Genomic DNA, 24,041 nt, shown 5'->3' on the forward strand with positions numbered 1-24,041 from the left:
ATCCGCGCCCACAGCTCATCGGACACGATCCACGGCAACTGCTCACCCCTCCTCATGCGCAAGCCAACAACCCGTCAGGCTCGCACATTCCAAGGGGATAAGCGCCATTTAGTTAGGAGTTCTTAGTGCAGAGAAGGAAGCGCCACCACCTCAGCAGGTCGTGTCCGTACGACCGGACGGTTGCAGCGGACTTCCCAGTAGCCAGCAGGTCCTTGAAGTACAGGCTCGCCGACTCCACGACCGAGCCCGAGGCATCCATCAAACGGTACGGATCCCAGACATCGCCGGTCGTCTCAAGCCCTCCGACACGAGGCACGACCAACGCCGCCAGGTCGCGATCCGATCCACTCAGCTCCGTCACGCAGGACTCAACGTCTGAACCTCGTGAAGGTCACTGACCTGCAGAAAGAGTCCAACTAGTTCAGTTAACAGGGTGTGCTCGGGCAGCGTCTCGTCGTCCCTGGCATTGCGGCGAAGCGCCCGCGTGAACGTCGAGTACGCACCCTGATAGCCGAGCGCGGTCACCTCGTCGAACAGCGTCGAGGCCCACAAGTGAGGGTCGTCTGCGAGCCGTTGCCGGCAGTACGGCAGGAACGGTACGAACGCGTCCGGCGCCTGGCGTCGCTGACCGGGAGTCCGCTCACCGTTCAGATAGGCGCGCAGCGTCGTGCGGCACGGGAAAGCCAGCATCCCCGCGGGGTGCGGGGCCGCTGGTTGCTCGGGGAGGGGGCGCTAGTCGATGACGGCTATGGTCACGGCGCTGGCGTGCAGCGCGGTGTCCAGGTCGATGCCCAGGTCGCGGAGGCCGTCGGCGACGACGGTGGTCTCCCATGCCTCGCGGACCTGCTCGGCCAGCTCGGCGGTGGCCAGGCGCAGGGCGTGGTCGGGGCTGAGGGCGCGGACGGTGGTCCAGTCGAGTTCGGCGTCGGTCAGCTGGGTCAGGAGGTGGTCGGTGCCGGGCTCGGAGAGGGCGCGGGCGACGACCCGGTAGATGGTGTAGCCGGTCAGGTCGCTGCCGGCGTAGGCGATTGTGTATTTACGGTGGCGGCGTCGGGCGCGCTGGAGTGCGGCCCGGGTTGAGGGGCGGGAGGGGCGGGACGGGGCGGTGAACGCGTCGACGGTCATGACGAATCTCTTTCGTGTGAGGCGGAGCCGGGCCTTGGCGGGGTGCGGCGGGCCACACGGTCCGGGGCGCGGGGGTTAGAGCAACCGGCGGGGCCGGGACATGAGCCAACCCCTGGTCCTGCCGTGGCAGGGCGGGGGTCGGGCTGGACTGGGCGTAGCTGTGGCCGGTCGAGGAGGATGAGCGGGGGGCGGCGTGGGGCTCGGCGCCGGAGCGGCGGCGTACGAGGGTGCCGGGGTCGGGTGTTCAGCCGGTGGTGGGGTGCTCCTGCTGTATGGCGTCGTAGGCGGCCTTCTTCCAGCCCTGTTGGATGGCGTCGGCCTGACGGAAGTAGTCGGTGGTGGCGATGCGAGTCCTGGTGTCGGAGTAGCTGGGGAGGCCGAAGTGCTGCGGGGGGCTGCAGATCGGGATGCGGTCGATGACGAGCATGGCGACGACGGTCCCGGCGGGCACAGTGCGCCGGGTGCCGTCGATGAAGGCACAGTGGGTGCCCTCCTGCTCGAAGAGGTGCTCGCGGAGAAGCCGGGCAGCAGCAGATCGGCGTGGTCGTCTCCGTATTTGGCGCGTCGGGAGGCGTCGGCGGCCAGGAGCGTGTGCCAGGAGCGCAGGCCTTCGACCGCCACGGTGGTGAACAGTTCGGGGGTGTCGATCAGGGGGGTCAGCGAGGGGCGACGATGCCGCCGTTGATGAAGCGGATGGCGCCAAGGGTCGCCTGGGTGGGGTGCGTGTACTGCCACCACAGAGCGCCGATCGCTTCCACGTGGCGGATCATGTTCGGCAGGGTGCAGATGGTCCCGACCCGGCCCATCAGCTGCTCGCGCAGGTAGGTGTTGAGCGGGCTGTTCCACATCTCCTGGTCGGTCTCGGAGGGCTTCGCACGGTCGCGGTAGAGGGTGTAGCCCACGGGGTGGCCTTTCAGTCGGACGGCTGCGGTGCCGGGGGCCTTCCAGGGGGTGGCTCGGGTAACAGGGAACGGTGGACGACGCAGGTGTTAATGCCGCAACGCCGGGGTTTCGGGTGCTCGGGGAAGGCTGGGGTGCGGTGAGGGTGGGGCGTACGCGCCCCGGCCCGGGTCGGGGGCCCGGCGGTTACGCCGGGAAGCGGAGAGGCGGTGAGCGGGCTGCCCCTGGCCGCGGCGCGATCGCGACGGCCGGGGCTCGGGGGTCAGGTGGTGCGGGGGTGGGCGTGCGGACGGCCCCGCCAGAGGGTGCAGGGCGAGGCCGGGGCGCGGTGCGGGGTCAGGGTGGAGCAGCCACAGGGCGCGCGGTCCTGGGCGGTGGTGGGGCTGTCAGGCGAGGTCGCTCCAAGAGTGCGCGTTTGTGGGTAGGAGTTGGTCCCACTCGTCGCCGTCGTCGTCCCGGTGGGAGGCGGGGCCGTCGCAGTCGAGACCGCTCAGCAGCGCGCAGGTCGCTTCGGTACGCGCTTCCTGGCACAGGCCGCAGGCGTGCGTGAACGAACCGCATGCATCGGGGTCACCGCTGTGGTGGCGCCAGTAGAACACGTGGCAGCGGGTGCACACCGACTCGCGGGTGCGCTCGATACCGAGCGTCATCGCGGTGAGGGCGTGTGCGGCCCGGTCGATGTCGATCCGGTCGAGGGCAAGCTCGGCCGTCCGGTCCGCGGCGACGGTCAGCGTGTCTTCGGCGTCGCGTTCCTCGGACTCCCCGTAGTACTCGCCGGGTTCGGCGCGCATGAGGTCGAGGGGCTCGCCCTCGGGGTTGGTGAAGTGTCCGCCGTGAGGGAAGAGCGCGTCGTGAAGCTCGCTCCATGCCTCGCGGACGAGGCCGGTGGCGTCGATCGTGACCTGGAATGCGTCGTCGACCAGGAGATGACCGGCACCGTATCCGGGGAGGTCGAACTCCAGACGGTCATAGCGCAGTTGCCGGTCGGGGCCGGTGGCCGGTTCGAGGTTGGGGAAGGCGGCTGTGAGGTAGGCGGCCGCCTGCCGGGCGGCATGAACCACAGCCTCATTCCATGAGATCCGCGCGTCGTGCTGCGGGGTGCCGGTGGGGAAGATCGGTTCGCTGTCCACGGCGGGGGTCCTTCGCTGCGTAGTGGGGCCCAGTGGGTGTGCGTGGAGGAGTGTCAGCTGGCGGCGGTGGCCATGTCGCCCCGGGCTGGGGCCTCGCGGCCGGGGGGCGAGGGCAGCATTCTTCGCCGTGGCCTGCTGCCTGTCGACGGGTCTCTCGGGAGTTGGGAGGCGCCCGCCCGTGCTGGGGCGGGCGGATGTTGGGGGGGGAGAGATCAGGCGGCGGCGATCAGGCGGGCGATCCGGCGCCGTGCACCGCCTGCGGTCCGGTAGGTGCCGACACGGGGGCCGTACTGGTACAGGTCCCACCGAACATCCCGGTCGCCCTCCGACCAGATTCGCAGCGTGATCCCGTGCCCCGGGTGCTCCTCCCGCTGGGTGCAGTCGCGCACCTGGCCGCGCATGTAGGCGGGAAAGTCGTCCGGATCGGCCGCCGGGAGCGGCGGCGGTGTGACGGGAGTGGAGAGGTCCACGGGGTTGTCCTTTCGGTAGTCCCGTCCCTGAAGGGGCCGGGGGATGCGGGTCCGGCCGGCGTGCGTCGCTTGGATGCTCCACCGGGCTCTGACGGGGGGGTGCACGGCTGCGTCCCCTGGCTGGAGCCCAGGGTGGCGTGGCTGCCTGCCGGGAGGCTGCCGGAGGCCACTTGCGCGTCGAGCGTGTCCTGTGCGCGGGTGAAGTCGGCTCAGCGCTGTGCGGCTTCCTCGGGGGGGGACCGGCCGCCAGCGGAAGGGGTGGCCGGTCGCGGGTTCAGCGGGTCTCGGCGGTGAGGTCGGCCACGCGCCGCTGGTAGGCGCCCCAGACGCTTGCGGTGTCCAGGCTGGGGCCGGTGGTGTAGCCGGTGGGGGAGGAGGCGTGCGCCCATGTGCCGTGTGCGGTGACGACTTCCCGGTACTCGGTGCGGCTGGCCGGGTGGGAGGCGATGGTGACCCACTGCGCGCCGGTCAGCGACGGATAGGCCGCCAGGTGGGCGGCGACGGCCGATGCCATGGCGTCGGCGGCGGCGGCCGGGTCGGTGATGTCGGCGGGCGCCTCGGTGAAGTCGCAGTGCACGTGACGGGTGTTGAAGTCGTCGGTGATCACAGCACTGATGCCGAACAGTCCGGCCAGTGGCACGTCGTAGCCGGACACCGCCGGGCCGGTGGTGTGGGAGTACGCGTCGATCCACACGTCCGGCTGGCCCGGGGCGGTGGTCACCAGGGAGGCGCCGGGCAGGGAGCGCCAGGGCTTGGCCACGCGGAAGGTGACGCCGTGCGCGGTCAGCGCGGCCTTGAGGATCGTGCCGGTGCGCTCGGCGGCGGCGGGGGCGGTCTTGCTCAGGTCGTGGGGCCAGGAAGTCATGGTGTACCTCTCACATCGATGGGGTGCGGGTGGGGCTGAGTGCGTGCGGCCCGGCTCGACCGGCCTACCGGCCTACCGGGCGGCGCGGGTGGATCAGAAGAGCGGTGCGTCCTGGTCCGTGCGGAGGGGCGGGGACCAGACCGGCGCTGATCGCCATACGGCGCTCGGGGCTCACCCGTCGCTGAGGGGCACGCCGGGCACGCGGGGGCCGTGCCTCTGGGGTGGGGGCGGCCCGACCGGCCGCAGCCTCCGCCGTGGCCTCCGTGCGCGCGGTCTCGGCCGTCTCCTGCTCCTGGGTGGCCTCCGCCTCGACCGGCGCGGCCTCCGTCTGCCCGAGAGTGCCACCCGCGCCGTTGCGGTACTCCGCCGGAGCCGGAGCCTCAGGGGCGTTGCCGTCGTGCAGCTCGGCGACCGCCGCGACGCGGGTCGCCTTGCCGCGCGCCGTGCACGGGCGCTCATGCCCTGAAGACCAGACCGGATCAGCTCCGCTGATCAGGCAGAAAAAGAGAGACTTCCGCCCGGCGAGCATCATGCTCAGCCGACGGGGGCTCCGCGGAGTGCAAGGAACCGGCGGGCGGTCGGCCGTTCGGGTCGGCCTGCACCGGGGGGCGGGGGCGTTACGGCGCCGTCCTTGCGGCTCGGTGCACCCCGGCGACACCGAGCCCGTCCTGCGAGATCAGGCCAACGGCCCCGCCCCGCCGGTCGGTGCAGGCCGTGGGGCGGGGTTCAGCGCAGGCCCATGCTGGCCTCGATCGCGTCGCCCTCCTCCTGCTGGTCCTGCCAGCAGGGCTCGCATGGGTCGCTCTCGGAGCACTCCGGGCGAGGCTGGCCGTTGGGGCACAGCTCACCGGCGGGCTGGGCGGGCTGGGCGGGCTGGGCGGGCTGGGCGGGCTGGGCGGATGTTCCGCCGGTGCTGCACTCGCACGTGTGGGCGCAGCGCTCACAGTCCTCGCAGACCTGGTGCGGGCAGCAGCCGCAGGGCAGGAACCGGTTCGGCGGCAGGGTGCTTCTCTGCACCAAGTCAAGCCGAGGCTCTTCGAGGGCTCGCTTGGTGCTGGAAATAGGAGAGAGCAATCATTGAGACGCGGCGAAGGCCGGGACGGAGATTCCTCCGTCCCGGCCTTCGCACTGCCCTCATGGAACTGGCGGACTGGCCGGACCAGTGATCGGTGCCGAGCCAACGGCAGGCCCAGGCTGGGGTGCCGCACCAGTCAGGCTCTGCCGAAGCCCACGAAACGCGCCCGTGACCCCAGATCCGACGAGGTTCGCCTCCGACGCGGTTACTGGCCGACCGAGGAACTTGGCAACCACCACCAGCGTCAGGGGGATGAGAGCGACTGCGACCCACTCGTGCCCCTTCTGTGTCAGCCAGACGGTGGTGAGGAGCAGGGCGATCAGGGCGAGGAAGCCCATCACAGTCTCGAAGCGCTGACGCTTCCACTCATCTGCCCGCTGCAGTCGCTCGTGCTTGCGCTGCTGCTCAGCGTTCCAGGCCTCCAGGAGTGCGGCCTTGCCGGGGCCGTTCAGATCGGCCCGCCGTATCAGGAGCTCATAGAAGTCCCGAAGTTCTTGATCCCCGCGGTCTCGGTTCACCGGCCCGGCCCTCCGAGTCGACCCAGGTCCCGCGGGGCCTCCCCGGCTCGCAGACCACGAACCAGCTCGACGATGATCCCTCGCTGCCGACTGCGGACAGCCTCTCGGCGCCCGATCCGGAACGCAAAATACCTGGCTGCCGCTGCGGCGACGAATGTGCCAGACGTGGCGCCGGCGACAAGGGTCTCCAGCATGGACGACACTAACTCACCCCCCATATATGCCTGTTGGTCCAGGAGTGACCACACTCTGATCAGTAGAACACGACGCTCGGACATTCCTCCGGCCGCGCCGGTCGGCAGGACGGAAATCCAGCGACGTTCACCCGTTCGAGGGGCGGGGGCCGGGGAGGCCGAGCAGGACTGTGGTTCTGCGGGCGGTCCGGGCCGCGTCGGCCTGCTTGGTGCGGACGAAGGTCAAGGTCATGTCGATGCCCTCGATCTCGCCGAGCCACTGCTCGTCCTCGGCCCGCTTCCGGCGGAGGATCAGGTCCTTCTCGATCTCCGCGAGTCGCGGCAGCATCTTCGGGTTGACCTGCAACATCGGGCATCCGGTGTCCGATGCTCCGCGTCGACCTGCAGCAGCAGCAACGACTGGAAGAGATCATCCGAAACCTCGGCGACCGCATCGAGGAGGCCCGCGTCAACGGCTGGCTCGGCGAGGTCCAAGGACTCCAGATCAGCCTCGAAGCCGCGCGCAACAAACTCGCCTCACTCGACCGACTCACCCGGACCCGTAACCGCACCCCGGTACCCCTGGGTATGCCGATCATCCCAGGAGAATCATGAAGAACTGTCAGTCGTCGACACGGGCGCACTCGACGTACTGGACCTGCTGTGCGGCGAGTTGGGTGTCCCGCCGGAGCGTGTGATCCTCGGCCACCTCAACCGCTCCCCCGACCTCGTGGTGCAGCGGCGGGCCGCCGAGTCTGGCCGCCGGATCACGGTCGGTCGACGGCGGTCCGGGGATGCCGTATCTGCCGCGCGGAGCGCGGCCGCGGCTCGCGCTGGAGCTGGGTGAGGAGCTGATGAACCGCGTCCTCACCGAGAAGCCCGGCCGGGCGTTCGCCGTCGAACGGCGCTGAGCGCGAGAGCGGACCGCGTCAGCGGCAGAGCTTGTCCAGGTCTTCCGAGAAGGACGGGAACTCGGCCTGTGCCTCGGTGATGATGTCCCGGGCGGGTCGGCGCGCCGTGGTGGCGTGGCGCTCGGCGAGTTCGGCCAATGCCGGGTTCGGTCGCGCTTCGCGCTGCTCGTACTCGACGACCTCCATCGGGCCGAGGCCGTCGGCCAGCAGCCACAGGAAGTCGGACAGGTTTCTGGCCACGACGCCACGCTCGCCCTCCGAGCCCAGGAACACCACGGGCTGTTCGGCGAGGGGCCGGCCCGGGCGCACACGCCACAGGGCGACGAGGCCGCCGGTGCCGTCCTGTCCGAAGACCCGGTAGACGTCGCCGTCCAGTTCGTGGTTGCCGGTCCAGTTGCGGATCCAGTCGGTGGTCTCCTCGGATGAGTCGAAGGCGTCGTAGGGCTCGAAGTCCATGCCCTCGCCGTTGTCGTAGTCAAACTCCACCTGGGCGAGGGCGGCCAGGGCGGGCGGGAAGCGGCGGTCGTCACCGGTCGTCTCGATCATGCCCGCAGGCTAGCCGCCGCCACTGACAACGGCCCTGGCCGACGGAGATGTCCACGGAGGCGCGCGGTTTCGCCGCCGCGGCCAGGGCCTCGTGCACGGGGTGGGTGCCTCTTAATCCGGAAAAGTTGCAGTATTAGCCCTGGCTCTTACGCTTCTCCCGCTCTCTCGCACCACATGACCCGCGCCGTGTGCTGCTCCCGGTGGTGAGGTTGGCGGCCATCACCGTCTTCACAACGCCGCAGTTACACACACACTTCCACCTGCGGTTATTGTTCACTGGCGGCAACTTTTCCAGCAGTGTCCAGGCACCGAACCGGTCACCTACTCGGTACCGCTCCACCAGCGCTCGGACTCCCTCAGACCCCGCAGCTCACGGCTGAGGTTGGCGCCGAGCTTCACGAACTCGGTCACGTCCTCCTGCCGCGGTCGCCGGGCCTTCTTGCCTTTGCCGGCCGCCTTGACCGGCGGGCGGTAAACCTCTGCGTCCTCGGGGTTGCTGCCGGCGTACGACACGGTGTGCAGCACCTGCGTGAGGTACCTGCGCAGCCACGTCGCCAGCCGGGGGATGTCCCGCTCGCCCAGGTCCTCGTTGAAGTGGAAGCCGCTCACTGTGCGGGCGACGGCGTCGGTGACCGTCGTGGACTCCGCTCCGAGCGGCACCGTGCACCGCAGTGTCTGGAGCGCCAGCCCTTCGGGGGTCGAGATGTATCCCACGAACATCACGCCCAGGTCCTCGAACCGGTCATTGTTCGTGGAGCACAGGAGTTCCCCGTCGTCCCACCGTCCGAAGGTGTAGGCGACGAGGGGGATCCCGATCTGTTCCCGGTAGTACTGCGTGTCCTCGTCCGAGACGTCCGGGGTGTTGAGGACGATGAGCGGGTTCCTGTACTTCAGACCCCTCACCACAGCCGTCGGCAGCTCAGCCGGCGACTCCGACAGGGTGGCCAGCAGGTACTCATCCATCGCGAGAACCGTCTTGCCGCCCCTCCACAGCTCGTGGATCGCGGCGTCACGACCCATCGCCGACATCTCGCGGCGATCGTGGGGACGGACCGGGATCAGACCCTTCGGTACCTCCTTGATGCCGGCCGTCAGGTACGCCACCAACTCCTTCAGAGCCGGGTACCTGCTCACACCTCCCTGGATGTGCGACGCCATGGCGTTGACCATCTCTCTGGCCAGTTCCAGCGTCTTCTTGTCGGTGCGCTGTTCCATCTCTGCTCTCTCCTCTCTCAGGACAACGAGAGAGAGCCCCACCGGACCACCGGCAGGGCTCTCTCGCTGTGTCTGGGCCTACTTGCCCTTGTTCGTCTTATCGAAGGCTTCGCGGACTTCGGCCGGCACACGACCGCGGCTGGCGATGTCTGGCCAGCCGTTCGATCTGGCCTACGCCCGGATGGTCGTCGAGTCGGCACCGATCTCGACGTGCTTGGTAGCCGGCTTGCCGCGCCGACCTGAGAGCTTCCGTCCCGCCTCGGTGTACGGCTCCAGAATTCCCCGGAGCCTGTCCGCGTTGGGGGTGGTGAGGTCGATTTCGTGGGTCTTCCCGTCAAGCGCGAAGGCGACGGTCTCGTCGGCCTCCTTGCCATCCAGGTCATCGACCAGCAGAACCTGAACCTCCTGTGCCACGTTCCTTGCCGATCCTCTGTTGTGCTAGGGGCCCTACAGCCGCGACGTGATGGAGTACGAAGCGACCCGCAGCGCGAGTGCTTCCGTCTCCTCCATCAGCCTGTCCAAGGGCCATTCAATTCGGTCGGCCTCGCTCCGAAAGTGCTCATGCTCGAAGCGCAGGACCATGACCTCGTCCTCAGAGATGTGTGACGCGATCTCGTCGATGGGCCAGTGGTCCCACGCGTGCAGCGTGTCGAAGCCGATCCACCCATCGTCATCAGGGCCGTGATTCAGGCCGTGGCGGGGTACGTAGATGTCTCGCGGGATGCGATCCATCGTCCGTAGTTCTTCGGGGAGCCGTACGTACCCGTTGAGGCACTTGAAGCCCGGAGCGATCCTGCACGTGATGCCGTGTGAGGCCCACTCCTTAATCGGTTGGCATAGGTACCTGCCTACCGCGGTTCCGGCTTCCTGAGCCGGTTGGGCCCTCTCCACCGGAGAAGACAGAGTGGTGATGGCGGGGAGAACCTGATCGAGTCAGGAAGATGGGCGGGACCTCTTGGAGAAGAGGTGTGGTGGCCGGAGGCCCCTGGTCTGGTTGGTGCCCGGTGGGGGATTCGAACTCCTCTTCCCGCCAACGGCCCCGCCCCCGCCGGCCGGCGCAGGCCGTGGGTGCCGGCGCCTGCCGGGCCGACCAGGTCCGGTCGGCCACCGCCTCGATCGCGTCGCCCTCCTCCTGCTGATCCTGCCAGCAGGGCTCGCATGGGTCGCTCTCGGAGCACTCCGAGCGGGGCTGGCCGTTGGGGCACAGCTCACCGGCGGCCCCGGCCCCGGCGGGCTGGGCAGGGGTTCCGCCGGCATCGGCGGCAAGTCGAGGATCATGCGGCCACCTCGGGGTCGAAGCGGGCAGCGTCAAGCCGCAGGTGGTATTCGCGTACCTGGCCCGGTGTCCACGCCGGTTCGTCGGGGCCGAACTCGGGGTGGGCCTCCGTCCACACGCGGTCGAGCGCGTCCTCCACCACGTCGGCGTGCTGAGTAGGGGAGGCCATCACGCCACCTCGCGGGCGGCACGCTCGAACACGGCGATCACGTCGGCTGGGGTGCGCCCGTCGGCGTCATTCCACTCCGCGACTCGTTCCATCGGCCCCGCGCCCGGTGCCGCGTCGTAGTTGATCCGAGCGCTCAGGTGGGCAGCGGCCGCGGCGAACTCGTTGTGCCCTTCCACGTCTTCGGGGGGCGGATACGGGTCACCGAAGGTGGCGACGGCCAGGGCACCGAGGGCGCAGACCAGCCACTCGCTTCGGTCCAGCGTGATACCGACGACGCCCTCGGGGATGCTGTAGAAGTCGCCCTTGGCGTGGCCGTTGGACTTGATGACCTGCGCGGCCTTGAGGTAGATGTCGGCGAGCTCCATCACGCCTCCTTGGCGTTCGGGGTGGTGTTGTCGGTGGGGCGAGGAGGTTGCGCAGCTGGTCGACGGCTCGGTCGATCCGCTGCCGGGCGACGAGGGCCCGGATCCGCTGCTGCAGCACGGTCCCCGGCACGTCCAGGTCGGAGATCGGGCGGGCCATCACCAGCACCTGCCGATCTCCCGCAGCGAGCCAGCCTCGGCGCGGACGTCGGCGGCGGCCTTGACCTTCCACGGGTCGCTGATCCCGGCGATGTCCTGCTCGCCGTTCTGCGGGTCGCGGCCGGCGTCGATCCAGGCATGGTCGTGGCCGTCGATGTAGATGCGGCGCCGCTTGTCGGACAGGTCCGTGCGGGGCAGCGCCTCGGCGATGACGGACCGGATCTCACCGGGGGTGATGTCGTCCTGCCACTCGTCGAGGCGGGCCAGCACCAGGCGCAGCGCCTGCTCGACCGGGTTCAGCGGCAGCTCGGACTCGACCGGCGTGACAGCCAGGCGGTTGATCAGCTCGTACTGGGCGGCCAGAGCCTCCGCGCCCGGCACCAAGTCGTCCATGTAGGCGCTGTGGGAAGCGGCCACACGACGGGCACGGGCGGCGAGTTCGGCGGCGTCCTTCTCCAGATTGCCGATGCGGGTGTGAGCTTCGACGAGCATGCCGCGCAGCTGCCGCACGTCACGCGTCAGCTGATCGACCGTGATCCCCTTCGGGATGGGGGTGTTCCACGAGTAGGTGCAGCCGTCGACGACCGCCCCGTGGTTCCAGCCGTGGCCGTACTGCCCGGTGCAGAGGACGTTCGGCGGGCTCCTATACTCACCGGCATGCCAGCCGACGTACTGGTCGTTGCAGTAGCCGCCTGGCGGGGGGATCTGCAGGTCGCGCCAGCCGTCGTTCAGTTCCTCGGTGACGCAGGCGCCCATGGAGCGCCGGTAGCGGAGCCGGTTCCCGGTCTGCGGGTGCCAGGCCTCATGCCAGTTCTCCCGGTGGGAGCGCGGGAGGACGCACTGCACGGGAAGGTTCCAGTGCACGGACACACAGCGGGACTCGTCGGAGAGGTCGGGCTTGATCTCAGGCATTCGCGGCTACCGCCTTCCGGGCGGCGTCGTACTGGGCGATGGCCCACACGGCGGCGTGGCACTGGTAGACGAAGTGGTAGTTCAGCTTGTCGACGTTCCACTCGGTGAAGTCGTCGAAGTCGAAGCCGCCCGTCTGTCGGACCTTGACCTTGTGCTTCTTGCCGTCCGCCTTGTGCTTGTAGAACTCCCAGGTGGCGGCGGAGCTGTAGGAGTCGTGTCCCTTGAAATCCTCGGACAGGCCGCACGAGCACTCGGAGCGGTAGGTCATCCCGTGCTGGAACTCACTGATGAGCTGGAACGCCGTGTCCTTGGTGTCGAGGAGGTGGTTATCGAGGATCTCTTCGCGGACGGCCGCCTGCAGGCCGTCCGGGGCCCAGCCGTCGCCGGCGGCCTCCTCGACCCGCTCCTTCACCTGCCGTTCCAGGCGGTCGCGGTCGTACTCGCGGACCGAGTCGGCGCCGTTGACCAGCTTCGACGTCCACGACGACGGGTTGACCCGCGTGCCGCGCAGCCAGTCGCACATGTCCTCGGTGTCGGCGCCGTACCGCTCGAAGTGGAACGAGCCGTGCGAGCCAGCCACCACCAGGTTGTACGGCCACGTCACCAGCAGAAGACGGTTCATCGTCTTCGGGGCCGAGAACTCGACGTGCCGGTACAGGCCGTCCTCACGCTGCACGGTCAGGGTCGCCTCGGCGAAGTCGTTCTCGAAGTGGCGGGCGATCTCCGGGTAGTTGCTCACGCCGTACCTCCGCGGTGCCGGGTCTTGATGGCGGCGAACTCGGCCGGCCAGTTGGGGTATTCGGCTGTGGCGGCCTTCACGTCGTCCGGGTGTGTGACCAGCCAGGCGTCGAGGTGGAACGCGAGCTGATCCGACAGGGAGTGCGTGCGGTCGGCGGCCTCCTCGAAACGGGCGGCGGCCAGCTGCTGCACCAGCAGCGGGGTGGGGACGTCCACGGCGGCGATCGGAAGAGTCACGACGCGCCACCGGACTGGCGGCCGAGGAAACGCTCCTCGCCGTCGAGCACCTGCGCACGCGGCGTCGAGCTGGGCCCGATGTCGTTGCCGAACCGGTCGGCGAGCATCGCCCTCAGGCGGTCCAACTGCTCAGCGAACTCGGCACGCTCGTTCGGGAACATGTCCGCGACGATGCTGCGGGCCCTGGCGTCGTCGCTGTTCATGACGGCCAACAATGCGGCGGTCTCGGCGAACGCCGTCACGGCGGGCTTCTGGGATGTTGGGGACAACGGTCTGTCCTTCTGTTCATGGATGGTGTGGGTGGATCGCGCGGCTTGGCCGCGGGGCCCCGGCTGCCGGTGTGCGAGCCGGCCGTTGGGGCTCTGGCTGCCTTAGGCGGCGATGGCGTACGAGTGCCGGCGTGAGGTACGTGGCTCCGGCGGGCGGGAGTCGTGCTCACGGCCCGGGTCGGGTGTGATGGGGGCCTGGTACTGGCCGTCTCAGTAGCACTTGCGGGCCGTCGCGCGGGCCTGCGCTTCGGCGTCACGGGCGGGGATGGTGGCGAGGAGTTCGCCGGGGCTCGCAGCCCTGGCGAGGGACTTGGTGCGGGCCGGATCGGCGTACAGCGTCCACATGTCGCCGCCCATCCGGGGCCAGTAGGAGAGCTGCCAGAACCGGCGGTTGGCGTAGCTGACCTGCCAGGAACGCGGGCCGGACGGGTGCGCGCTCACACCGGCCGGAAGGTCCGGCAGTTCCGGCGCGGGACCGTACGCGCGGTCGATGTAGGCGAGGTGTTCGGCCGTCGCCGTGATGGCGACGCGCACCGTGTGCGGCCACCGGTGCCCCTCGGGCAGCATCGGCGCCCACTCCTTCCACTGCACCTCGCTGCTCGCGCTGCCGATGTACGGCGCCCAGGCCGCGCCGCGCGCGTAGTTGAAGCCGAGCCGCATCAGGTGCCACCCGGCCGCGATCAACAGTCCTTCCGTGTTCGCGCCGTCGGTGATGGCATCCAGGTAGATACCGGCGGGGTCGTTCTCCCGACCGGCAGCGCCCCGCTCCGTGAGCGGGATCATGTGGCGTTCGGTCGTGCTGCCCTCGGCGGTCATCAGCCGCAGCGTGGCGCCCCCACCGGCGAGCGGGTACGCCATCCGGATTTCCGCGACGGCCGGCAGGGCGGCGAGTTGGCCCGCACGCATCCGCTCCAGCCGCTCGGTCATGGTGGCCGACACCTGGAAACATTCGCCGCCCTCGGCGGCCTTCTCCCGCTGCTGGGCAACCGCGTTCACCGCGAGCGCGAGCGCGCCCTTACGCTTCGTGCTGTCGGATCCGACCTGCCTGCGCTCGCCCCCCACCTCCCGCACCCTCCAGAACAGCGCGCCGCGCTCGATCACCTGAAAGACGGCGTACATGGCCTGCGGGAACCGGACCCCGCCGAGCGTCTCGCCGGGCAGCGCGAACAGCCAGCCGTCAACGCCGAAGTCGGCGCCGTCGGGCTTCTTGCCGTTGGTCGGCGTGTACCGGGTGTATTCGGGCTCGACGGTCTCCCAAACGATGCTGCGGGCCTGCGTGGTCATGCTGGGTTTCCTCTCGGGTTGCTGCCGTGGTCGGGTGTGTGCTGAGTGCCCCCGGCCGGTCTTCAACCGGCCGACCCCCCCCCACTCGCCGCAGGGTCGGGGCGCCATGAGGGCTAGAACGGGGGGCAGCACAGGGTGCCGGTGCACTCGTGCGCGGCGGCCTGCGCCTGCGCGGCCTGGCGCTCGCGCTCGGCCTGATCGCTGCGCATTATGCGCCGGGCGACACACGGCGCGTTGTCGCACGTGGAGTGCCCCTTCAGGGCGTCGGTGGAGTCGTCGAAGACCTCGATCAGCCCGTAGCCCTCGCACCAGCCGCACAGCGGCTCCGGGGCGTGCAGGCTCTCGCCGTCCACGCACCCGTTCCAGTTGGACGAGTCGTGCCAAGCGCCCTGCCCGTCGGCCTCGATCCACTGGATAACGCGCGCGCAGTGCAGACAGGTGTACTCAGGCTCCGGCACCGTCAGCCCGAAGTGGTCGGCCACGGCGGCAGCACACTGCCCGGCCTGCATGCCCGCGCTCGCCCTGGGCTTGTGCTCGTCGCCAAACCCGTTGAACACCCGACGGGTTGACTCGTCGTCGGTGACCATGGCGGCCACGGCCCACAGTGCGACCGTGGGCAGGTCGTAGTGATCGGCGAACCGGCGGCCCTCCGGGGTGCGGGCGGACGGGTCGGCCACACAGTGGATCCACACCCGCGCACGCCCCGGCACGCTGCACACCAGGTACTCCGTAGGCAGCCCGCGCCACGGCTGGTCCACGTGGTGCACGATCCCGAGTGCTTCGAGCGCGTCACGGAGCATGGCGCCGGTGTGGCCGTCGTACGCGGGGTGCGTCTTGGTGAGGCTGGGGCGTGCGGTGAGCGTGGACATGCGGGGTTCTCCTCGGGTTGGTTCGGGTTCCGTGGCCGTGGACGCCCCGCCCAGGTGCAGGGCGCCGTAAAGGGGTTGGGGTGTCAGGCGCCCTGGCCGGTCAGGCCGCGCGTTGTACGGTCGCCGATCTGCTGGGCGGTGGCGTAGGAGCGCATCGGGTTTCCCGCTCCTGTGGATGGCCGGCGGCTAGAAGTGGGGGCACTGGACGCACGGGTCCCCCTTGGTGCGGTGTGCGGTATGCGGTGGTTCAGTCGGTCGGTGTGCCGTAGCCCTCGTGGTGGTGGTCGGTGAAGCAGGACCCGCAGAGCGGGGCGTGGCAGATCCGGCACCCCGTTGTCGTGGCTGACCGGCAGCGCTGGCAGGCCTTGGCCGGGATGACGTCGATGTCCTTGCCGACTGCGCCAGACTGGATCGGGGCGACGTCGAGCGCATCGGCCTGAAGCAGTTGGGTCATGCTGTACTGCGAGCCGATCCGGAGTTCACGACCACCAGGTCCGAATGCGGCCCAGGACCAGGCGCCCTCAGTGCGCATGGCTCGACTGGGGTAGACGCGGTCGAGGCGGGAGCCTTCCGGCAGGTCGAGTCCGGCTTCCCGGAGGCGCGCCAGGAGGCGCTCTGCGGTGGTCACTTGGTGGTCTCCTTAGCGAGTAGGTTGAGGCACTTCACTCGGGACGGCGGCACAGCTGGGGCAGACGTCGACCATGTGGCCGGCGCGCAGCCGGTACGCCCAGCCGAGGGCGCGCCCGTCCGCGCGCACCTCCCGGGCGGTCAGCGACCTGAAACTGGCGGGGACGGCGGCGCTGTCCGGGCAGTCGGTCTGCTCGTCATGTCCGTCGCAGGAGATCGCGGTGCCGAGCGAGTAGGCGGTCACCGACCGCCTCCGGGCACGGGCGGCTTGATGCCGAGCCGGTCCAGAACCGCGTTCAGGACCGTTGCCGGGTCGGCGCCCCCCTCGCCGGCAGCGCCTTCGACGGCATGCCACGCAGCGGTGTACTCGCGTTGGGTGAGGGTGCGGCACGGCACCACGGGCGCGGGTTCGCCGGTGTCCTCGGCGGGCGGCCCGGCGACGTCCTGCCGCAGCACGGCGGCGCGTTCCGGCTCCAACTCCAGCCAGTACGGCTCCCCGTCGGGCCCCGACATGAGGACGATCACATGGTCGTCGTCGCCCCACAGGAGGTCGTGCAGGCCCCACCGGAGTTGGGCCGGGTTGTCGGCGGCGGCGAGGTCTTCGGTGGTGGGTAGTGCGATCCCGGCAGCGACGGCGGCACCCAGCCAACTGGCGGCCTCGCTGATCAGGAACTCGCGGAGGCTGTCGGAGATCTCCTCCCAGGACTCGGCAACGGTGGGCCCGAAACCGTTGCGGTAGCGGGACTCGGCGAGCTGCGCGGCGCGGGGGGCGGTGATGGTCATCAGATGCTCCCAAGGGTGGGCTGGTCGTACAGCGGGAGTTCGGTCTGCCCGTCGCAGGCCTCGACGGCCGGACTGGTGATACGGGGTGCGGGCGCCGGCGGCCCGGACTGGCCAGTGGGGTGGGCGGCGGCCGTGGGGGGAAGGTCAGCCGCCGCCCGGGGTGGCAAGCGCGCGGGGGGATGGGGGTGTGACCTCGTTCTCGTTCTCGTGGTCGATCGCCTGGACGTCGACGACGATCCTGTGCAGGACTTCACCGTTCTCGTCGCCTCGCTGCTCGCACGAGAGCACACCCTCTTGCGTCCAGGACTTCACGGCCGAGCATGACGAGAGTGCCGGCGGCGGCCCGCATCACAACCTCGCCTTACTCCTTGGGCATGGTGATGGACGTTTCGGACGACACCGGGACCAGGGCCCCAGCGAGGTCGATCTTCCGGCTGCGGGCCAGCTCGGCGGCCGGGACAACGATGCGGAAGCCTCCGACCGGGTAGCTCGGGTGGTCGGAGAACACCACAGCACACATCCAGGAGCCGGAGTGGAGCTTGCGCGGCAGCGGCTCCTCCTCGACGCCCTCAGGCAGAGCGTCCTTCCGGAACTCGATCGGCACCACGACGACGCGGTAGGGCCGGTCAGTGTGCGGTGGCTCCCACGGCAGCTCGACGAGCAAGTCCTTGGGCCACTCTTCGATGGTCACGGGCAGGGTGGACAGGTAGTGGTTGATCGAGCCTTCGGGGGCCTGGGCCAGCCGGGCCCGCTCCTGTTCTTCGGTCTCGATGAAGCCGATGCGGCTGAGGAAACTCATGGCGGTCAGTGCTCCTTGGTCAGTGGCTTGCGCTGGGCTCGGACCGCCGGCATGGGTTCGAAGAAGGCGAGCTCCTCGAGCTCGCAGCGCACGCCGTGGATGCGTGCGGCCTCCAAGGCGGCGAGGTCCTGGTGCACGAGGTCGTCCGGCTTCGTCAGCCAGTGGACTAACACCCCGGTGTCGTCAACGCCGCTCCGGGAATGCCGGACGACGATGCCGATGCTGCCGGGGACCGCGCCGAACTCGTACTCGAGGTAGCCGCTGGGCTCGGCGAGGAGGACGTAGCTGCCGACAGCGGGCCGGACGCGCTGCTCGGTCTTGCTGCCGTGGTTGTTGGCCTTCGGCTTCCGTCCGATCAGGTCCGGCAGGAGGAAGGCGAGTCCCATCGTCGCGAGGGCGGCGGCGAAGACGATGAGAATGATGGGCAAGCCGGGCATGGTCTGGAGCGTGTTCATCGGCGTGGTTCCCTTCGAGATCACAGCAGAAGAGGAGGAGAAGAAGAGAGGTAGGGCGAACAAGCCGCTGGTCAGCGCGTCTCGCTGTAGCCGCACTCGGAACACGTGTGCGTGACCTTTTCGGCCTTCTCGCCGGCGCGGACGCCATGGGCGTTCGACTCCATGTCGATGGCGCAGTTCGGGCAGTTGATGGCTCGGCTCCTGACGCGACGAGGATGTTCTTCAACGCCAGATCCGGATCAGCTCCGCTGATCCCTTGTGCTCACTGCCTTCACGGGACGAGCAAGGCGAGCCACGAAGAAGAAAAAACACAGCACCCCGGCGCAGCTGCTGCCCAAAGGCAGAGCGCGCACCGGGGTGCTGGGGAAGCCGGAGCCGCGGAGATCTCCAGGGACGCGCCGCAGGGATCAGCTACAGCGCTGAAGGAATCGAACCTTTTCCGCGGTCGGTCTGCACGGTGTGCCGACTGGCGCACGCCGGTCATCAACCAGCGCACTGCGGATTCGAACCGCTCCGTGCAGAAGTCTGTGGTGGCCTGTCAGTGCTCGCCCGGATCAACTGTGCTGATCTCATTCGGCGGAGCGCTGCTCGCCTCTCGCACATCCCGGCATTGGCAGACGCCGATGGGGATGCCGACGGGGCCGCCCTCGCACGCACCGCAGCAGAAGCCGACGGCGTTGGCTGCGTCCTCGCAGGCGATGGCGATGCCGCATCCGGGACAGGGGTAGACGTCGTCGTAGGGGACGTAGTGGCGCAGCTCTGGGACGTGCCCGGTCGGGAACTGCTCGACGGTCGGGTCGACGATCTCGCCGTCGGGCGTCACCGCTCACCAGTGCTCGCGCTCTCCCCTGACGGCGTCGACGTAGAGGCCGGCGACGGCGGTGAGCGTCGGATCAGCGGCGGCGAGCGTCTCGCGGCCTGCTGGTAGGTGCCCAGGAGATCGGGCCGACGCGGCATGAGCGTCACTGGGCCAGCCGCCTCGCGGCTGGCCGGAATTCCTCGAAGCTGATCGGCTGCTCGGCAGGGCGACCGGAGCCGAACGCGCCGGCCCAGCGGAAGAAGTAGGCCTTGCACAGCTCGACGTCCGCCTGACGGGCTTCTTCGCTATAGAGCGACCCAGCGCGCCCGGCAGCAGCAGCGGGAGGCCGACGAACGCCGCATGAAGGGCATGTTCTGGACCGGCCTCGTCGTCCCCGCGGTCGCCTGCGCGATCACCGCACTGGTCGTCGGCCCGGACTCGTGGCTCGGCTGGGCTGCCGTGCTCGCCGTCGTTCCTGCTGCTGCGACGGGCGTGGCGGTGGCGTTCATGGTCCAGGACCGGATCCGGGAACGCAGGCCCACCGCATGACAGAGTCCCCGCCCGACCACCCGGAGCGGGGCCTCCACCGTGTCCGGCCTACCGTGCAGCGGCCGACGCCGAATCGATCGCGGACTGCAACGCATCCCGACCCCGCTGATTCGCGTCCTGCAACGCCTTGAAGTAGTCGTCCGACGACAGATCCGCGCACTCCGGCGCCCCCTCCCCCTCATCGCTCCCCGCGGCGATCGCGTCCGTACACGCAGCGATCTGATCCGCGAGCGGCTTCTCCGTCGAGGCGGCTGGCGTGGCCGAGGTGGTCGGCGTCGGGGCTGGCTTGTCGTCGCTGCTCGAACCGGAGCAGCCGGCCAACGTGAGGCAGGCGGCGAGCAGAAGGGCGGCAGAGATGCGGCGCATGGTCCCCCCAAGGACAGTTGGTGCCCGGGATCGTAGCGGCCGGCACCGACAGCCAGGCCCGGGAATGGCGAAAGCCCCGCCAGACGGGGAAGCCGGCGGGGCTCTCGATCTGCCAGGTGCGGCCCGGCAACTGCTCCCAGTGTGGCAGAGGGCTCACAGGTTGGTGGTGTTCCGGCCAAACCAGGACGCATGGTTGTGGACCTCCTGCCGTACCTGCGTCACGGACCGCGGCCCGAACACCCGGGCGGAGAGCAGCAGACCAACGAGAATCGCCAGCTCCGACGTCCCCATCAACGCGATACCCGCCGCGAGCTGGCCGAGACCAAACCCGAGGCCCGCGCACGGGCCCCACGCCGTCGTTCCCGCCAGTCGATCCACCCGCACACCGGCAGCGCGACCGCGAACACCCCGGCTGCGGCCATGCAGGCGGCGACCGCGACCAGGAGGTAGGCGGGCAACGTCCTCACGGGGCGGCCTCGGGCTCGAAGCGGCGGCGCAGCGTCCACTGGTGGCCGCAAGCGTCGTTGCTGCACACCGCCCGGACGCGGACGGGCTCGCCCTTGAAGAAGTCCATGTGCTGCTTGGCCGGGCGGACCGTGCCCTGCTCGTCGACCACGGCGAGCCCCCAGTCGCAGTGGGCCGTCACGTCCTCGGCGACCCCGGTGGGGCTGCCGCACTTGGTGCACAGCAGCGGGCGGGTCACGGCCGCGCCTCCCGGGTGTCGGGCTGCTCCACGACAACGGGCCGCTTGGGCATCCACTCGCAGCCGCATCCGTCGGCACAGCCGTACACGCTGTGCTCGTCCGCCGGATGCCCGCACCCGCTCTCGGCGGCCACACGACGCAGCTCGGCCACCAGTTCCTCGGGCGTCACGAACACCGGGTAGCCGCGCATCCGCTCCAGCGCGTCGGCGGTTTCGTGGAGCAGCGCGGCCCGACCGGAAGCGGCGGCGATCTCGTCGAGCAGGGCACGCGCCGGATCGCACCAGTCGACAGTCCCAGAGCCGGGAATGCTGGCGATCAAGGCGAACAGACGGTCACGGGCAGTCGCGTTGGCCATGGCGGTCACCGGTCCTGCTCGAAGTTGACGGTCGTCAAGGCGCCCAGCTCGTCGGCGTGACGCCGCTGCATCGCGTACAGCTCCCGCTCATGGGGGTGACACAGGGCAAGCGCACCCCAGCCGGGCCGCATCTTCGGGATCCAGGTCGCCCCGTAACGGCCGCACGAGTTGCAGCGCAGGTTCCAGCCCATCCGCCCAGCGGCAGTGGCTTCCTCGGCGGTCGGCAGGGGCGGCCCGAACGGGTCGCGGGCGGTTTCGGTGGTGCCGGTCATCGGGGGTCCTTCCGTGATGGGGTTCGGTGGCCGGCGGCTGGTACTAGGCCTGCGAGCCGCCAGCGGCCTGTGTGGGGGCCGCAGCCTCAAACACCCGGACGGGCAGCGGCGGGGGTGAGGATCGGCTTCCAGGTGGCGTGCATCGTTGCGGCGCAGTCGACGAGGAACGCGCGGACGGCGGGCTCGTCGGCCTCGGTGACGGTGATCTGCTTCGACAGCAGCCACGCCATGCGCTGGAGGACGAAGAACAGCAGCAGGTACTCGTCGCCGTCCCAGTCGTTGTCCGAGAGGTGCCAGCCTCGAAGTCGAACGGCAGGGTCTCCTGCAGGATTGCTACAGCGCTCATGGCTGACCTCCAGCCGTGACAAGGATGTTGTTCATCGCCAGATCCGGATCAGCCGCGCTGAGCCCTTCTTTGATGACATGAAGCGGAAGGAAAAAGAAGATCCCCGGCGACGGAGCGGGGCAGGCTCCATCACCGGGGATCGCTGTATTCGGTTCTCGGTATTCAGTTGTGGCTCGTGATGGCTCAGCTGAACGGCAGCTGCTCGTCCACGGCGCTGGCGTGCGCGACGGCGACGGGCGCAGCAGCGGTGACCGGGGCGGGAGCCTGGGCCTGCAGGTTCTGGTTCTGGGCCTCGGCCTTGGTGACGCGCTCGGCCAGGCGGGCCTGGGTGGTGGCGCGGGACTCCAGGAAGGAGATGTTCTGGATCTCGAGCTTGACCTCGAAGACCTCGGCACCGTTCTTGGTGTAGCGGTTCAGGCGGGGCTCATAGCTGAGGCCCACCAGGTCACCCTTGTGCACGTGGGCGAACGGCCCGGTGCCCTGCGTCTCGGCTCGGACGAATGCCTCGAAGGGCAGCGCGTCGGAGATGCGGTTGCCTTGACGGTCGGTGTAGCCGCGGTCGACGAAGGCGGTGAGCATGACCTTCTTGGAGCCGTCCTTGTTCTCGAAGACCTTCGGGTCGTTCGCCAGGCGGCCGATGACGGATGCGGTGCTGTTCGGGTTCGACATGGCGGATTCTCCTTGAATACGGCGCAGCGCCCGGATCGACGTCGTCGTCCGCGCGCAGTTGGGTGGGTTGTTGAGATGTTCAGTTGTCTGTCATGCCACCATCCGGATCAGCTTCGCTGATCAGATGATGTCCTCTTTCAGTGCTTCTTCCGAATCAGCCGTGCTGATCGAATGCCTTGTCACTCCGAGTCCCGAATCGGCTTCGCCGATCAGACTCGCCCTCCTCGCTGAATTACCGGCCACTCCCCCGACCAGACCCCCGACGTGATGCCCGGATGTCCCGCAGCTCGGCTTCCACCCGGTCCGCTCTGGCGGTGTCGCCCCTCTTGCAGGCCAGCCGATAGGAGTGCTCGAGATCGGCGGTCCCGCCTCGGCGGACGACCACCAGGGTGAACCAGAACAGCGCCAGGACCAGGCCGACCGCAGATGAGGATCCCGACGCTCACAGCGTCACCTGAACCTCGTAGGCCGTGGAGCCGAAGGGCCCGACGGTGAGCGCGTGCACGGGCTTCACCAGACCCGCCGGAGCCAGGCGAGCCATCAGACCCGAGTGCTCGGACCAGTCCTTGATGAAGACGTTCCCGGGCTCGGGCGTGAGACCGTAGCCCTGCAGGCTGATCGAGATGGGCTCAGCGGGGCCCTCGGCGTTTTCGATCTCCAGCACGCGGTGCTCGTCGTCGTGCACGAGCGACCCGGTCAGCTCGATGCAGCCCAAGTCGACGGTCACGTCGCGCTTCGCGGTGGTCGTGGACTCAGCCATGGTGATCTCGCTCTTCATGTGATGTGGATTGTGGACGCCCACGGGGGCGATCAGCTGATGCCCCCGCTTTCGCGTGCTCCGTGGGCCTGAAGCACGAGCGATAGGGCGGAGGCGGCAGGCTGGTGGCGGTTCGCGGTCACGGCTGGTCCCCCTGGAGTACGGCGCGCAGCCGGGCGGCCAGCTCGGTGTCCTGGCCCTCCAGCAGCGCCAGGGCCCGCTCGATGCGCTGCTCAGCCGTCAGGCGCCAGCGGCGCTCAGACTCACCACGGTCGTGCAGCTCCTGGATCGAGGTGTTGAGCTGCCGGTTGGTACGGGTTCGGATGATGCGGAACATGAGGTGCTCTTGGTTCAGAAGGTGATCTGTCCGATGAGGTGAGCGACTGCGGCGGCGCCGGCGTTGAGCTCGTAGCAGCAGGAAGACAGCCGACCTCATGGGTTCCGGCACACCGGGGCGGCGGAGCAGCGTGGCCCGCGTCGTCGTCCTGCTCCTGGTCGTCGGGGCCGTCCTGGGAGGCCAGTTCGGCGGTCGCCTCGAAGTCGATGTTGCCGGTGCCGTGGTAGATGATCACGCCGCCGTGCTCGTCGGTCTCGCTGTAGGAGGGGAGGCCGAAGTCGTCGTTCCCGTCGCCGGTGCCGTAGGTGCGGCGGGTGCAGTCGAGGGCCGTGCAGTGCCAGACCTCCTCGCCCTCGGCCTCGATCCGCTCCGTCACGGTCGAGCAGTCCGGGCACGGCGGCGGAGTGACGGACGTTACGGGCGGCTACCGTCGTCGGCGGGCAGCTCGGCAAGCAGGGCGGCGCCGCCGGTTCCACCCGCGAGGCCGGTGCCCCGGCAGTGCCCGCAGTAGCCGGTGCCGTCGGAGTGGGCGGCGCGGAAGGTGTCCAGCTCGCCCCGTACCAGGGCGGTCACCCAGTCGAGCTGGCCGGGCTCTATTGGGACCGGGTGTTGCTCGCCGGTCGTCGGGTCGGCGACCGTGACGATCACGGGCACGGTGCCCTCCGGGTCGGTCGGGTATCCGTCGGCCAGTTCGGCGAGCGCCTGGGCGAAGTCGGCGGCGGCTGCGGTGGTCTCGGTGCTCATGCGTCGGCTCCGGACGATCACTTCGTCGAGCAGGTACGCCTCGCCCCACGGGTCCGGCTCCTCGACGGGGCGGCCGTGCCTGATGTCGCGCAGCCGTTCGCGGTGGCGGTCCTGGACGTAGCCGCGGCTGAGCAGGGCGTCGTGCTGGGAGGTGGGCCAGTTCGAGGCGGTCGCGCACCACCCGCAGTGCGGCGTGCGGGTCAGGCTGCGCCGGATGGCGAGGGTGAGCAGAGTGGCGGCGCAGCCGAGCAGCGCGCCGATCGCGAGCATCACGTG

40 protein-coding genes and 2 pseudogenes are annotated in these 24,041 nt (G+C 69.6%); 3 read left to right on the plus strand and 39 right to left on the minus strand.

Annotated features, from left to right (window positions below):
* Window positions 1–357: 357 nt before the first annotated feature.
* The 11 genes from ACFPIH_RS45565 to ACFPIH_RS45615 all read right to left on the minus strand — a co-directional run bounded on the left by ACFPIH_RS45565 (window position 358) and on the right by ACFPIH_RS45615 (window position 6,626).
* The gene (locus ACFPIH_RS45565; protein WP_381184798.1) at window positions 358–690 is read right to left on the minus strand and encodes a hypothetical protein; all 333 of its coding nucleotides are present in this window, start codon (window positions 688–690) and stop codon (window positions 358–360) included.
* Window positions 691–732: 42 nt separating this feature from the next.
* The gene (locus ACFPIH_RS45570) at window positions 733–1,125 is read right to left on the minus strand and encodes a hypothetical protein (RefSeq protein WP_381184800.1); all 393 of its coding nucleotides are present in this window, start codon (window positions 1,123–1,125) and stop codon (window positions 733–735) included.
* 244 nt (window positions 1,126–1,369) lie between these two features.
* Window positions 1,370–1,576, minus strand: coding sequence for a hypothetical protein (locus tag ACFPIH_RS45575; RefSeq protein ID WP_385878885.1), 207 nt, complete (start codon window positions 1,574–1,576; stop codon window positions 1,370–1,372).
* Between the two features lie 205 nt (window positions 1,577–1,781).
* Window positions 1,782–2,027, minus strand: a complete 246-nt coding sequence (locus ACFPIH_RS45580; RefSeq protein WP_381184806.1) for a hypothetical protein — start codon at window positions 2,025–2,027, stop codon at window positions 1,782–1,784.
* Window positions 2,028–2,411: 384 nt separating this feature from the next.
* Window positions 2,412–3,155 (minus strand): hypothetical protein, encoded by a 744-nt coding sequence (locus tag ACFPIH_RS45585; protein WP_381184808.1) that lies wholly within the window; start codon window positions 3,153–3,155, stop codon window positions 2,412–2,414.
* A gap of 212 nt (window positions 3,156–3,367) precedes the next feature.
* A complete protein-coding gene (locus tag ACFPIH_RS45590) occupies window positions 3,368–3,625 on the minus strand; it encodes a hypothetical protein (protein WP_381184811.1) in 258 nt (85 codons plus the stop codon).
* 274 nt (window positions 3,626–3,899) lie between these two features.
* Window positions 3,900–4,490: a hypothetical protein gene (locus tag ACFPIH_RS45595; RefSeq protein ID WP_381184813.1), complete on the minus strand. Its 591-nt coding sequence runs from the start codon at window positions 4,488–4,490 to the stop codon at window positions 3,900–3,902.
* Between the two features lie 64 nt (window positions 4,491–4,554).
* Entirely contained in the window at window positions 4,555–5,019 is a 465-nt protein-coding gene (locus ACFPIH_RS45600; RefSeq protein ID WP_381184816.1) for a hypothetical protein, read from the minus strand.
* Window positions 5,020–5,216: 197 nt separating this feature from the next.
* The gene (locus ACFPIH_RS45605) at window positions 5,217–5,507 is read right to left on the minus strand and encodes a hypothetical protein (RefSeq protein WP_381184819.1); all 291 of its coding nucleotides are present in this window, start codon (window positions 5,505–5,507) and stop codon (window positions 5,217–5,219) included.
* A 117-nt stretch (window positions 5,508–5,624) separates the two neighbouring features.
* Window positions 5,625–6,083 (minus strand): hypothetical protein, encoded by a 459-nt coding sequence (locus ACFPIH_RS45610; protein ID WP_381184822.1) that lies wholly within the window; start codon window positions 6,081–6,083, stop codon window positions 5,625–5,627.
* Between the two features lie 321 nt (window positions 6,084–6,404).
* On the minus strand, window positions 6,405–6,626 hold the full coding sequence (locus ACFPIH_RS45615; RefSeq protein ID WP_381184825.1) for a recombinase: 222 nt from the start codon (window positions 6,624–6,626) through the stop codon (window positions 6,405–6,407).
* A 17-nt stretch (window positions 6,627–6,643) separates the two neighbouring features.
* Here ACFPIH_RS45615 and ACFPIH_RS45620 point away from each other — a divergent pair, with 17 nt between their 5' ends.
* Window positions 6,644–6,871, plus strand: a complete 228-nt coding sequence (locus tag ACFPIH_RS45620) for a hypothetical protein (protein WP_381184827.1) — start codon at window positions 6,644–6,646, stop codon at window positions 6,869–6,871.
* Window positions 6,840–7,167, plus strand: a pseudogene (locus tag ACFPIH_RS45625) (phosphotriesterase family protein); the annotation flags it as partial. The gene ACFPIH_RS45620 and the pseudogene ACFPIH_RS45625, both read left to right, overlap by 32 nt.
* Before the next feature lie 18 nt (window positions 7,168–7,185).
* Here the strand turns inward: ACFPIH_RS45625 and ACFPIH_RS45630 are convergent.
* The 19 genes and pseudogenes from ACFPIH_RS45630 to ACFPIH_RS45720 form a co-directional block, all read right to left on the minus strand.
* The gene (locus ACFPIH_RS45630; RefSeq protein ID WP_381184829.1) at window positions 7,186–7,713 is read right to left on the minus strand and encodes an SMI1/KNR4 family protein; all 528 of its coding nucleotides are present in this window, start codon (window positions 7,711–7,713) and stop codon (window positions 7,186–7,188) included.
* A gap of 321 nt (window positions 7,714–8,034) precedes the next feature.
* Entirely contained in the window at window positions 8,035–8,928 is an 894-nt protein-coding gene (locus ACFPIH_RS45635; RefSeq protein ID WP_381184831.1) for an AcrVA2 family anti-CRISPR protein, read from the minus strand.
* A gap of 78 nt (window positions 8,929–9,006) precedes the next feature.
* Window positions 9,007–9,342: pseudogene (locus ACFPIH_RS45640) on the minus strand (histone-like nucleoid-structuring protein Lsr2).
* A gap of 33 nt (window positions 9,343–9,375) precedes the next feature.
* On the minus strand, window positions 9,376–9,660 hold the full coding sequence (locus ACFPIH_RS45645) for a hypothetical protein (RefSeq protein ID WP_381184833.1): 285 nt from the start codon (window positions 9,658–9,660) through the stop codon (window positions 9,376–9,378).
* Window positions 9,661–10,202: 542 nt separating this feature from the next.
* Window positions 10,203–10,373, minus strand: coding sequence for a hypothetical protein (locus tag ACFPIH_RS45650; protein WP_381184836.1), 171 nt, complete (start codon window positions 10,371–10,373; stop codon window positions 10,203–10,205).
* Entirely contained in the window at window positions 10,373–10,738 is a 366-nt protein-coding gene (locus tag ACFPIH_RS45655; RefSeq protein WP_381184839.1) for a DUF6197 family protein, read from the minus strand. The genes ACFPIH_RS45650 and ACFPIH_RS45655 overlap by 1 nt, the downstream gene beginning before the upstream one ends.
* A 156-nt stretch (window positions 10,739–10,894) precedes the next feature.
* Window positions 10,895–11,806, minus strand: coding sequence for a hypothetical protein (locus tag ACFPIH_RS45660; protein WP_381184842.1), 912 nt, complete (start codon window positions 11,804–11,806; stop codon window positions 10,895–10,897).
* Entirely contained in the window at window positions 11,799–12,545 is a 747-nt protein-coding gene (locus tag ACFPIH_RS45665) for a hypothetical protein (protein WP_381184845.1), read from the minus strand. The genes ACFPIH_RS45660 and ACFPIH_RS45665 overlap by 8 nt, the downstream gene beginning before the upstream one ends.
* A complete protein-coding gene (locus ACFPIH_RS45670; RefSeq protein ID WP_381184848.1) occupies window positions 12,542–12,781 on the minus strand; it encodes a Rho GTPase-activating protein in 240 nt (79 codons plus the stop codon). Before ACFPIH_RS45670 ends, ACFPIH_RS45665 begins: the two co-directional genes overlap by 4 nt.
* A complete protein-coding gene (locus ACFPIH_RS45675) occupies window positions 12,778–13,023 on the minus strand; it encodes a hypothetical protein (RefSeq protein WP_381184850.1) in 246 nt (81 codons plus the stop codon). The genes ACFPIH_RS45670 and ACFPIH_RS45675 overlap by 4 nt, the downstream gene beginning before the upstream one ends.
* 237 nt (window positions 13,024–13,260) lie before the next feature.
* On the minus strand, window positions 13,261–14,334 hold the full coding sequence (locus tag ACFPIH_RS45680; protein ID WP_381184853.1) for a hypothetical protein: 1,074 nt from the start codon (window positions 14,332–14,334) through the stop codon (window positions 13,261–13,263).
* A 113-nt stretch (window positions 14,335–14,447) separates the two neighbouring features.
* On the minus strand, window positions 14,448–15,203 hold the full coding sequence (locus ACFPIH_RS45685) for a hypothetical protein (protein ID WP_381184856.1): 756 nt from the start codon (window positions 15,201–15,203) through the stop codon (window positions 14,448–14,450).
* Window positions 15,204–15,450: 247 nt separating this feature from the next.
* Window positions 15,451–15,831, minus strand: a complete 381-nt coding sequence (locus ACFPIH_RS45690) for a hypothetical protein (protein ID WP_381184858.1) — start codon at window positions 15,829–15,831, stop codon at window positions 15,451–15,453.
* Window positions 15,832–15,843: 12 nt separating this feature from the next.
* Window positions 15,844–16,074, minus strand: a complete 231-nt coding sequence (locus ACFPIH_RS45695) for a hypothetical protein (protein WP_381184860.1) — start codon at window positions 16,072–16,074, stop codon at window positions 15,844–15,846.
* Complete coding sequence (locus ACFPIH_RS45700) at window positions 16,071–16,613, minus strand: hypothetical protein (RefSeq protein WP_381184863.1); 543 nt, start codon at window positions 16,611–16,613, stop codon at window positions 16,071–16,073. Before ACFPIH_RS45700 ends, ACFPIH_RS45695 begins: the two co-directional genes overlap by 4 nt.
* A 144-nt stretch (window positions 16,614–16,757) precedes the next feature.
* Window positions 16,758–16,925: a hypothetical protein gene (locus ACFPIH_RS45705; protein ID WP_381184866.1), complete on the minus strand. Its 168-nt coding sequence runs from the start codon at window positions 16,923–16,925 to the stop codon at window positions 16,758–16,760.
* 49 nt (window positions 16,926–16,974) lie between these two features.
* On the minus strand, window positions 16,975–17,412 hold the full coding sequence (locus ACFPIH_RS45710; RefSeq protein WP_381184869.1) for a hypothetical protein: 438 nt from the start codon (window positions 17,410–17,412) through the stop codon (window positions 16,975–16,977).
* 5 nt (window positions 17,413–17,417) lie between these two features.
* Complete coding sequence (locus ACFPIH_RS45715; protein WP_381184872.1) at window positions 17,418–17,840, minus strand: hypothetical protein; 423 nt, start codon at window positions 17,838–17,840, stop codon at window positions 17,418–17,420.
* A 565-nt stretch (window positions 17,841–18,405) separates the two neighbouring features.
* A complete protein-coding gene (locus ACFPIH_RS45720) occupies window positions 18,406–18,690 on the minus strand; it encodes a hypothetical protein (RefSeq protein WP_381184875.1) in 285 nt (94 codons plus the stop codon).
* Between the two features lie 336 nt (window positions 18,691–19,026).
* Here ACFPIH_RS45720 and ACFPIH_RS45725 point away from each other — a divergent pair, with 336 nt between their 5' ends.
* Complete coding sequence (locus tag ACFPIH_RS45725; RefSeq protein ID WP_381184877.1) at window positions 19,027–19,215, plus strand: hypothetical protein; 189 nt, start codon at window positions 19,027–19,029, stop codon at window positions 19,213–19,215.
* 48 nt (window positions 19,216–19,263) lie between these two features.
* Here ACFPIH_RS45725 and ACFPIH_RS45730 read toward each other — a convergent pair whose 3' ends face one another.
* The 9 genes from ACFPIH_RS45730 to ACFPIH_RS45770 all read right to left on the minus strand — a co-directional run bounded on the left by ACFPIH_RS45730 (window position 19,264) and on the right by ACFPIH_RS45770 (window position 24,038).
* Window positions 19,264–19,581, minus strand: a complete 318-nt coding sequence (locus tag ACFPIH_RS45730; RefSeq protein WP_381184880.1) for a hypothetical protein — start codon at window positions 19,579–19,581, stop codon at window positions 19,264–19,266.
* Window positions 19,582–20,044: 463 nt separating this feature from the next.
* A complete protein-coding gene (locus ACFPIH_RS45735; RefSeq protein WP_381184883.1) occupies window positions 20,045–20,284 on the minus strand; it encodes a hypothetical protein in 240 nt (79 codons plus the stop codon).
* Window positions 20,281–20,640, minus strand: coding sequence for a hypothetical protein (locus ACFPIH_RS45740; RefSeq protein WP_381184885.1), 360 nt, complete (start codon window positions 20,638–20,640; stop codon window positions 20,281–20,283). The genes ACFPIH_RS45735 and ACFPIH_RS45740 overlap by 4 nt, the downstream gene beginning before the upstream one ends.
* A 5-nt stretch (window positions 20,641–20,645) precedes the next feature.
* Window positions 20,646–20,912 carry a hypothetical protein gene (locus ACFPIH_RS45745; RefSeq protein ID WP_381184887.1) on the minus strand — a complete coding sequence of 89 codons (267 nt, stop codon included), beginning with the start codon at window positions 20,910–20,912 and terminating at the stop codon, window positions 20,646–20,648.
* A gap of 86 nt (window positions 20,913–20,998) precedes the next feature.
* Window positions 20,999–21,280, minus strand: a complete 282-nt coding sequence (locus ACFPIH_RS45750; RefSeq protein WP_381184890.1) for a hypothetical protein — start codon at window positions 21,278–21,280, stop codon at window positions 20,999–21,001.
* Window positions 21,281–21,441: 161 nt separating this feature from the next.
* Window positions 21,442–21,927 (minus strand): single-stranded DNA-binding protein, encoded by a 486-nt coding sequence (locus ACFPIH_RS45755; protein WP_381184892.1) that lies wholly within the window; start codon window positions 21,925–21,927, stop codon window positions 21,442–21,444.
* 442 nt (window positions 21,928–22,369) lie between these two features.
* Window positions 22,370–22,705: a hypothetical protein gene (locus ACFPIH_RS45760; protein ID WP_381184895.1), complete on the minus strand. Its 336-nt coding sequence runs from the start codon at window positions 22,703–22,705 to the stop codon at window positions 22,370–22,372.
* A gap of 118 nt (window positions 22,706–22,823) precedes the next feature.
* A complete protein-coding gene (locus ACFPIH_RS45765; protein ID WP_381184898.1) occupies window positions 22,824–23,021 on the minus strand; it encodes a hypothetical protein in 198 nt (65 codons plus the stop codon).
* 414 nt (window positions 23,022–23,435) lie between these two features.
* Entirely contained in the window at window positions 23,436–24,038 is a 603-nt protein-coding gene (locus ACFPIH_RS45770; RefSeq protein ID WP_381184901.1) for a hypothetical protein, read from the minus strand.
* Window positions 24,039–24,041 lie beyond the last annotated feature (3 nt).

Origin of the sequence: Streptomyces vulcanius, from assembly GCF_042653945.1 — a bacterium.
Classification (GTDB): Bacteria; Actinomycetota; Actinomycetes; order Streptomycetales; family Streptomycetaceae; genus Streptomyces; species Streptomyces mangrovi.